This window comes from uncultured Mucilaginibacter sp., from assembly GCF_903913935.1.
Taxonomy (GTDB): domain Bacteria; phylum Bacteroidota; class Bacteroidia; order Sphingobacteriales; family Sphingobacteriaceae; genus Mucilaginibacter.
Genome location: NZ_CAIWNH010000058.1, coordinates 1 through 7,876, shown reverse-complemented (window position 1 = coordinate 7,876; position 7,876 = coordinate 1). Strand labels below are relative to the sequence as shown.

At 43.5% G+C, this 7,876-nt stretch carries 12 protein-coding genes and 1 pseudogene; 11 read left to right on the top strand and 2 right to left on the bottom strand.

What is annotated here, in order from left to right:
- Positions 1-33 precede the first annotated feature (33 nt).
- From QZY09_RS02525 to QZY09_RS02485, 9 genes are all read left to right on the top strand, one after another.
- Positions 34-450, top strand: coding sequence for a cytochrome c (locus tag QZY09_RS02525; RefSeq protein WP_295667705.1), 417 nt, complete (start codon positions 34-36; stop codon positions 448-450).
- 45 nt (positions 451-495) lie between these two features.
- Positions 496-1,719 carry a hypothetical protein gene (locus QZY09_RS02520; RefSeq protein WP_295667703.1) on the top strand — a complete coding sequence of 408 codons (1,224 nt, stop codon included), beginning with the start codon at positions 496-498 and terminating at the stop codon, positions 1,717-1,719.
- Positions 1,720-1,730: 11 nt separating this feature from the next.
- On the top strand, positions 1,731-1,991 hold the full coding sequence (locus tag QZY09_RS02515) for a cytochrome c (RefSeq protein ID WP_295667701.1): 261 nt from the start codon (positions 1,731-1,733) through the stop codon (positions 1,989-1,991).
- Between the two features lie 115 nt (positions 1,992-2,106).
- The gene (locus QZY09_RS02510; protein WP_367119155.1) at positions 2,107-2,292 is read left to right on the top strand and encodes a hypothetical protein; all 186 of its coding nucleotides are present in this window, start codon (positions 2,107-2,109) and stop codon (positions 2,290-2,292) included.
- 224 nt (positions 2,293-2,516) lie between these two features.
- Positions 2,517-2,849, top strand: coding sequence for a hypothetical protein (locus tag QZY09_RS02505; protein WP_295667699.1), 333 nt, complete (start codon positions 2,517-2,519; stop codon positions 2,847-2,849).
- Entirely contained in the window at positions 2,815-3,801 is a 987-nt protein-coding gene (locus QZY09_RS02500; protein WP_295667697.1) for a metallophosphoesterase, read from the top strand. Before QZY09_RS02505 ends, QZY09_RS02500 begins: the two co-directional genes overlap by 35 nt.
- 121 nt (positions 3,802-3,922) lie before the next feature.
- Positions 3,923-4,147 (top strand): hypothetical protein, encoded by a 225-nt coding sequence (locus QZY09_RS02495; RefSeq protein WP_295667695.1) that lies wholly within the window; start codon positions 3,923-3,925, stop codon positions 4,145-4,147.
- A 124-nt stretch (positions 4,148-4,271) separates the two neighbouring features.
- Positions 4,272-4,751 (top strand): Lrp/AsnC family transcriptional regulator, encoded by a 480-nt coding sequence (locus QZY09_RS02490; RefSeq protein ID WP_295667693.1) that lies wholly within the window; start codon positions 4,272-4,274, stop codon positions 4,749-4,751.
- A gap of 7 nt (positions 4,752-4,758) precedes the next feature.
- Entirely contained in the window at positions 4,759-5,718 is a 960-nt protein-coding gene (locus QZY09_RS02485) for an EamA family transporter (RefSeq protein WP_295667691.1), read from the top strand.
- A gap of 144 nt (positions 5,719-5,862) precedes the next feature.
- On the opposite strand, the gene QZY09_RS02480 is transcribed toward QZY09_RS02485, so the two are convergent.
- Together QZY09_RS02480 and QZY09_RS02475 are read right to left on the bottom strand one after the other, a co-directional pair.
- Entirely contained in the window at positions 5,863-6,321 is a 459-nt protein-coding gene (locus QZY09_RS02480; protein WP_295667688.1) for a hypothetical protein, read from the bottom strand.
- A gap of 12 nt (positions 6,322-6,333) precedes the next feature.
- Positions 6,334-6,909: an ATP-binding cassette domain-containing protein gene (locus tag QZY09_RS02475; protein WP_295667686.1), complete on the bottom strand. Its 576-nt coding sequence runs from the start codon at positions 6,907-6,909 to the stop codon at positions 6,334-6,336.
- Between the two features lie 170 nt (positions 6,910-7,079).
- On the opposite strand from QZY09_RS02475, the gene QZY09_RS02470 reads away from it, so the two are divergent.
- Together QZY09_RS02470 and QZY09_RS02465 are read left to right on the top strand one after the other, a co-directional pair.
- Positions 7,080-7,493 (top strand): DUF1003 domain-containing protein, encoded by a 414-nt coding sequence (locus QZY09_RS02470; protein ID WP_295667684.1) that lies wholly within the window; start codon positions 7,080-7,082, stop codon positions 7,491-7,493.
- A 134-nt stretch (positions 7,494-7,627) separates the two neighbouring features.
- Positions 7,628-7,876 (top strand): annotated as a pseudogene (locus QZY09_RS02465) (hypothetical protein); the annotation flags it as partial.

Genomic DNA, 7,876 nt, shown 5'->3' with positions numbered 1-7,876 from the left:
TCATTAAAAGAGACAACTACAAATTAAAAGATCATGAAATTACAGACCCCAAAAATCAAGTTATCAGCATTATTAATAGCAATAATTGCTGTATTCACCAGCTCATTTGCAAGGGCGCAATCAAAACCATGGATAGCGCCTGCTGCTGCACAAGCTATGAAAAATCCCGTTGCTTCAACGCCGGATGTGCTGAAAGCCGCAAAAACTCTTTACGTTACCAATTGCGCCCCCTGCCATGGTGAAAAAGGCAAAGGCGACGGACCGGCAGCAGCTTCATTAACGCCACACCCTGCTGACCACACTTCTGCTGCGCTGCGTAATGAACCGGACGGCTCATTATTCTGGAAACTTTCTGAAGGCAGAACCCCGATGCCTCAATACAAAAAAATATTAACTGAAACACAAAGGTGGCAGCTGATCGATTACATACGCAGTCTCAGTAAAAAATAACAGTTCATGTAAATAATTCCAATAACACAGTAAAACTGGGAAAATATGAAATCAATTTTTAAAAAAATAGCAATCGGGCTTGGTGCCCTGTTGCTCATAACACAGGCAAACGCGCTCTTTGCACAACAGGCTCCAACCCCGCAGGACACGCTAAACGATAGGATCACAGCACTGGAGCAGCAAGTATTTCAGCAAAAACGGGGCGAAGACCACTTTATGGTAGCCGGCTTGTTAACTTTTGGCCTCGTTACCAACAAAACAAAAACAACCATTGGCGGCGTAAGCACAACCAGCCGCACCAGCACATTTGGTAATGCCGATACCTACGAATTTAGCCCAATGCTGCTCTGGCGTCATGGCGACAAATTTTTAATGGAATTCGAGCCTTCTTTTAATAACGACGGACTGGGTGTAAACTGGGCCGATGTATCGTATTTTGCTGCACCTGGCCTCATCATCAGGGGTGGTTACCTGGTTATTCCCTTTGGTATTTATAACAAGCGTTTAGCAGCTGGCTGGATAGACAAGTTGGCTACTGACCCCATTGGTTTAGACATACCCGCCGGTACCGATTACGGATTTGAAGTTGAAGGCGGGCTACCGCTGGGCGATATGAAATGGAGTTATGACCTGGCAGTAACGAATGGTATGCAGTTACTCCCCGATGGAGAACTACAGGGCATAGGTATTACGGATAACAATATCAATAAAACTTTTTCCGGCAGGTTAGCGATACTTCCGTTATCCAACTCTGCACTTGAGCTAGGTGTTTCCGCATTAACCGGCAAAGTTGGCGATTCAGGCGCACCAAATGCTGATATTAAAACTAATATGTATGCAGTCGATTTGAATTATATCCAGGCAATAAAGCCATTTTCGGTGAACATTAAAGCTCAGTATAACGTCGTAAATGTGGATAGGCAAAATTATATCAACCCCAATGATTCTACCCAAACCTATGGTTACAATAACCACTCAACATCAGGTTTTGCGCAAATCTCACTAAGGCCAGCCTTTTTAGACAACGGTTTAAAGAATTTTGAACTGGCTTACCGCTACGCCAATTATACCTCGCCGGCAATGTCAGCATGGGGAGCAAAAACGGATCAATCAACTATTGGGCTTGCTTATTGGATCAACTGGAGAACTGTATTAAAAGTATCTCGTGAAATCGTCAATACTAATGGCACCGTAAATACAGCCATTTTTCCAGATGCTGGAATTTCAAGATCCAATTCATGGTTTATACAATTTTCCATTCAACTTTAAAAAACAGCTATATGAAAACTTTAAATAAAAAGAATTTAATGGGTATAGTGGTGATCCTTGTTGGAATCCTGATATTTTTATCCATCAACGGCTGCTTTGTAAGTGAAAAAGTAGCCGCAAAAAGCGGCGCGCAGTTATGGGCAGAGAATTGCCAGCGCTGCCACAATATGCCCTCTCCTGCCACCTTTTCGCCCGATCAATGGGAAACAGTTGGCATGCACATGCAAACCCGTGCGTTGCTCACAAAAGATGAAAGGGGAAAAAATCGTTGAGTTTTTAAAACAATAACCCCACTGACAACAAAAACAGCCCTGCACTTAAAAAACGCAGGGCTGTTGCTTTTAAATACTCTTTTTATAAAAAGACCATAACGATTCAAGTTTTTTAGTGATACATCGGATAAATACCCCCCCCTTTGACTTTCTGCTGCTGGGCGAGTTGTTCCAGTACAATCACCACAGGCACCCCAATAGTGCCAATTTCGGCGTAAAATGGTTTGAATTTGACCCGGTTTACCCGGTAATGAAGTTAATGCACTGGATGCGGATCATTAAGCTGAGGAAAGCGTATTGAGGGGATATAAAAGTATATTTTTACCCGATTGCTTTTTTAACACAAAAAACACCAAGAATACTCGAAGTTCGCAGTGAGTAAAATTGAATAATTTCCTCAGCGTTACTCTGCGAATATCTCCGTGTTCTCTGTGTTAAAAATTATAAATATGTGCCTTCCCTTTACACATTTTTTTACCCGCCAATTACCAATCCTTTTATATATTGCAGTGTTATCTACATCATATGCACGGAGGCGGTTTTTTTACCATTTTTTTGATCATTGCAGCGATCAGCCTGCTGTTTGACTGGTATGTTTTTGCCGGGCTGAAAACCTTAACCAAAGAGTGGAATTTTATCAAATTAAGATATCTGGTAACCTTTGGATATCTTTTTGTTACCGTCGGGGTAACACTGATCCTGCTACTCGATTTCAAAACTTTCCAGACGGCCAAAGGAATGACGCCCTTGCATGAGTGGATACTCAGTATCTTCCTGACGCTGCTATTTACCAAGCTATTTTTTGTAATCATATTGTTTTTGGGTGATATCGGCCGTTTTTTTTTATGGCGTCGTTAACCATTTTGTAAAGCCAAAAGGGGCGCCTGCCAAACCTTTTTTCCCGGCCAGGCGCAAATTCATCAGCGAGGTTGCTATACTGGTGGCAGCGGTGCCGTTTTCAGGTTTCCTTTACGGAATGTTCAAAGGCAAATATGATTACAAACTGCATAAACAAACGCTGTATTTTGATGACCTGCCCGAAGCATTTGACGGTTTTACCATTACCCAGATCTCCGACATCCATTCAGGTAGTTTTGATAACACTGCAGCGGTTCAGCGCGGTATAGACCTGGCGAAAGCCCAAAAAAGCGACCTTTTTGTTTTCACAGGCGACCTGGTGAATAACGCGGAATGGGAGATCAAGCCTTACATAAACCATTTCAGCCAGCTACGTGCGCCCTACGGGCAGTTTTCCATCCTCGGCAATCACGATTATGGCGATTATATCCATTGGGACAGCGAAACGGAAAAAGCTACCAATCTGGTCAAGCTAAAAGAACGCCACAAAGAACTTGGTTACCGCTTACTGCTGGATGAAAATATAGAGATTGAAAAGAACGGCCAAAAACTCTCGCTCATCGGCGTGCAAAACTGGGGGCGCGGTTTTATCCAGATCGGCGATCTGGATAAAGCGCTCAATGGCGTCGATAAAGATGCCTTTAAGATCCTCCTTTCCCACGACCCTACCCACTGGGAAGAAAAAGTACGCTACCATCCAACCAACATCCATTTAACACTTGCGGGCCATACGCATGGCGCACAGTTCGGGGTGGAAACCGCTGGCCTCCGCTGGAGCCCGGTGCAATACCGCTACCTGGATTGGGCGGGCCTCATCAACGAAAAAAACCGTTACCTGTATGTGAACAGAGGGTTTGGCTTTTTAGCCTTTTCGGGACGATTGGGAATCTGGCCGGAGATTACGGTGATAACGTTGAAGAAGGGCGATAATCAGAATCATCCTAAAGCATAAACCTATACTTACCATACGAATAGTGGCTTTCAATGTCAATATTTGTCATGCTCTCTGTGATCTTGTGCTTTCTGGATAGCATTTGGCACGGTTTAGGCTATCCATACCTAAAACAACTGCCATGGCATCATCAACACAAAATAAAATAGGCAAACGCCCCGAAAAAGAACCGGTTCCACTAATGGATACCCTGCACGATACCTGGCGGGTAATGAAGCCATTTGTATACTTTTCTGTAAAAGCACTAAAAGTTATGGCGCATGCGCTTATCTTTATTGTAAAGCATATCCCCAAACCAGAAGAACATCCGCCTGAATCAAAAAAAGATAAAGTGATCAAAATCTGATTCCGGGTGAAAAACTTACGAAGTTTTGGAAACTTCGTAAGTTTAACCTCTACTTTTGTCGAATTAAATTCATTTTTTAAAATACATATTTGAATTTAATTCGACATTTATTTATATTTACCGTATGATTAACGAAACAGAGATCATACTGGATAAAACAGATCTGCACATTTTAAACCTGATGCAGGACAACGCGCGCATCAGCAATGCCGACCTGGCAAGGGAACTGGGCATGGCGCCATCCGGTGTTCTGGAGCGGGTGAAAAAGCTGGAACAAAAGGGTGTTATCCTGCAATACACCGCCCGCATAAATCCGGATGCCTTGCAGCAAAAAATGGTCGCCTTTATTTTTATGAAAGCCGCTGACAGCCCCGGCTGCAATGATACCGCCCGCGAGCTGGCCAAAATACCCGAAGTACAGGAAGTACACCATATAGCCGGCGACGACTGCTACCTGGTAAAGGTACGTACCTATGATTCAGCCACGCTGATGGCCCTGATGCGGGGCAAATTCAGTAAAATCCCCAACCTTTTAAGTACCCGTACAACCATCGTACTGGAAACTGTAAAAGAACAACAACAATTGGTAATACCCGAAAAATAAACGATATATGCCTTCAACCTCAACTAAAACGGCTTCCCCTTTATGGGTGATCATTGCCTTCGCCACAGTGTACCTGGTGTGGGGTTCTACCTATTTTTTCATCAGGTTTGCCATGCAGGGTGGTTTTCCGCCATTTTTTTTAGGCGCGGTTCGCTTTATTATTGCCGGCCTGATCATGATGACCTGGTGTGTAATTAAAAAGGAAAACATATTCAACAAAAAAGATATCATCACCGCCGCGATCACTGGTATTTTGTTACTGTTTGTAGCCAATGGGATCGTGATCTGGTCGGAACAAACATTACCAAGCGCCATGGTGGCGATTTTGGTATCATCGGCCCCTATTTGGTTTGTAGTATTGGATAAGCCGCATTGGTCGGTAAATTTCAGAAGCACGGCTACCATTATTGGTTTGATCATCGGTTTTGGCGGGGTGATCCTGCTCTTCAGCGAACAAATTGGCAACATATTTAAAAGTGCAGATGCGCAGGCAAAACTGCCCTGGATGCTGTTATTGGTTGTGGGCACTATTTCATGGTCAGGGGGATCCCTTTACTCAAAAAGCAGGAAATCAACTTCCTCAACAACTGTAAGTTCAGCCTGGCAAATGCTTGCAGCGGGCCTTGTTTACGTGCCGGTTAGTTTTTTGCACGGCGAATACAAGGGGCTGCACTTACAAAACATCCAACCCCACGGATGGATGGGACTGATCTATTTAATCATTTTCGGATCGATTGCCGGCTTTAGCGCCTATGTATGGCTGCTGCAGGTACGCCCGGCTACGCAGGTGAGCACTTATGCTTATGTTAACCCTGTTATCGCTGTAATATTGGGTATATTTTTTGCCGGGGAGCATATTTCGTTCACTCAAATAGGCGGGCTGGCTATTATTTTATTCAGCGTGTTATTGATTAACCTCTCTAAGTACCGCAAAGAAAAAAAGACGTTAGAGTTAGTTGTTGATTAGGTACACCATTGTCATTGCGATCCACCTTTTGGCGGAGGCAATCGCGAACTTTGCATGTAGAGAAATGCACAGCGGTAATGAACAGTTCGCGATTGCTTCGTGCCTCGCAATGACAAAAAGGCCCAATCACCCAATTAACCAATACTAATCCATCTCCTTTGGCAAATTGCGCACCGGCGCCTGCCAGCGGCCGAATTCGTAAAAATGTTCAATGCTGACGGTGATCTTGCTGCTTTTGGGGTATTTCCCTTTTGAATGGTTGGTTACCCTCAAATAAACTTTATCCCGCTCAATGATCAGTTCTTCATAAAAGCCTTTAAATAAAACCTGTTTAACCGTCCACTTAGCGCCGAAGCCTTTGGTGATCTTAACATGTTCGGCGTATATTACTACCGTTCCCCGCGTAGTTTTAACGCCTACTTTTTTGGCGTCCTCCAGGTTCAGTTGGCTGCTGCTGGCCAATATTTGGGCGGTATATAGCAGTTTGGGCGAATTATAAAGTTCTTCGGGGCTGCCATTCTCTACAATTTCTCCCTCTTTTAAAACAATGAGCTCATCAGCCATGGAGAGGATTTCGGCAGGATCGTGCGAAACTAACACCACCGTTACGCCCCATTACTTAACAATATAACGGATGTCATGCTGCAAACCCTCGCGGTACGTGGCATCCACCTGGTTAAAGGGTTCATCCAGCAAAAGCACCTCCGGTTTGCTTATAAGGGCTTTGGCAATAGTTACCCTTTGCTTTTCGCCACCGCTCAGTTTACCAAAGGGCATATCTTTCAGCGGTAAAACATCCAGCATATTCAGTGAATCGGTGATCTTTTTATGCTCGGTAGCTAAACCAAGTTCTGAATTCCTTAAACCTGAACGCACACTCTCCCAAACAGTTGCATTGAGGTCCATATCCTGGTTATTTTGGGTAACCAGGCGCATAGCTTCATGAGCGGGCTGTAATTTCTCCTCGCGCATCAGCACCCTTTCTTCCTTGAAAAACACTTCACCGGCGTCCGGCCGCGTCAAGCCATAGAGCAAATTCAGCAACGTAGTTTTTCCGCTACCGCTTTCACCAACAATAGCCGTTATTTTGCCTTTAGGGATTAATATGGTTACATTATTTATGCCTGTAGACTTGTCGCCAAAATAGTTTTTGGTTACCGAGATCGTCTCCAGGATCATCTCATTTTGCATATCGCGTAATTTTGATTAAAGTCTTCATTGAATTCCAGAAAGCAAAACAGCTAATCTGTTTCCGGATATATCCCCAAACTTAAACTATAAAAGTTTGTACTAAAAAAGAATTATACATTTCGGACAAAAAATTTATATTTAACACTTAATCAAACCCCAAAAAACTTAAAATGGCACACGGCGAAAACTGGCATTCAACACACAAAAAATCATTTTCATTTGGACAACGGCTGGCTGACTCAGTAGCAAATGGCATGGGCTCATGGCGGTTCATCATTATTCAATCCATAATTGTTGCGCTTTGGATGGCGCTTAATATTATAGCATTTATCCACCATTGGGACGAATACCCTTTTATTTTGCTAAACCTGCTATTTTCAACCCAGGCGGCCTATGCGGCGCCGATCATTATGATGGCCCAAAACCGCCAGAATGAACGTGACCGTGCCCATGCCGAAGCTGATTTTAAAACAAACGTGGAAGCCAAAAAGGAAATTGAAGAGTTGATGGAAAGGCTTAATTCAATTGAAATTGATAAATTGGATAAGATCCTGGCCATCCTGCAAAAAATGGATTGCAAGTAGATGAGCTATTGGAGATGAGTTGACCGGAGATTACCTACCGGATGGCGGTCACAGGTAATTTTCGGGTCAACTTAACGCTATTTAACTTTTCGGCAGACAACAACTATTTGGTTTTTATTACATTTGCGCCCGAAATGACAAAAATTGAAGACGCTATAGTACACGAAGTTGAGGACGATGTTAAACCCAAAACCTGGAAACAGCGGCTGTGGAACGTCACCAAGTTGGTGTTAAAATTAGTCATTACCTCTGCATTGCTTTATTATGTATTTAGTAAAGTACATTTCAGTGATGTAAAATCACGGCTGGTACATGCCAACTACTGGTGGATGGCAGTGGGAGTATTTTTTTATTTTGCCTCCATGGTGGCCTCTTCCTGGCGG

What these genes read in the sequence shown, in the direction of transcription:
- QZY09_RS02525 (WP_295667705.1), top strand. Translation starts at nt 34, where the DNA reads ATGAAATTACAGACCCCAAAAATCAAGTTATCAGCATTATTAATAGCA.
- QZY09_RS02520 (WP_295667703.1), top strand. Translation starts at nt 496, where the DNA reads ATGAAATCAATTTTTAAAAAAATAGCAATCGGGCTTGGTGCCCTGTTG.
- QZY09_RS02515 (WP_295667701.1), top strand. Translation starts at nt 1,731, where the DNA reads ATGAAAACTTTAAATAAAAAGAATTTAATGGGTATAGTGGTGATCCTT.
- QZY09_RS02505 (WP_295667699.1), top strand. Translation starts at nt 2,517, where the DNA reads ATGCACGGAGGCGGTTTTTTTACCATTTTTTTGATCATTGCAGCGATC.
- QZY09_RS02495 (WP_295667695.1), top strand. Translation starts at nt 3,923, where the DNA reads ATGGCATCATCAACACAAAATAAAATAGGCAAACGCCCCGAAAAAGAA.
- QZY09_RS02490 (WP_295667693.1), top strand. Translation starts at nt 4,272, where the DNA reads ATGATTAACGAAACAGAGATCATACTGGATAAAACAGATCTGCACATT.
- QZY09_RS02485 (WP_295667691.1), top strand. Translation starts at nt 4,759, where the DNA reads ATGCCTTCAACCTCAACTAAAACGGCTTCCCCTTTATGGGTGATCATT.
- QZY09_RS02475 (WP_295667686.1), bottom strand. Translation starts at nt 6,909, where the DNA reads ATGCAAAATGAGATGATCCTGGAGACGATCTCGGTAACCAAAAACTAT.
- QZY09_RS02470 (WP_295667684.1), top strand. Translation starts at nt 7,080, where the DNA reads ATGGCACACGGCGAAAACTGGCATTCAACACACAAAAAATCATTTTCA.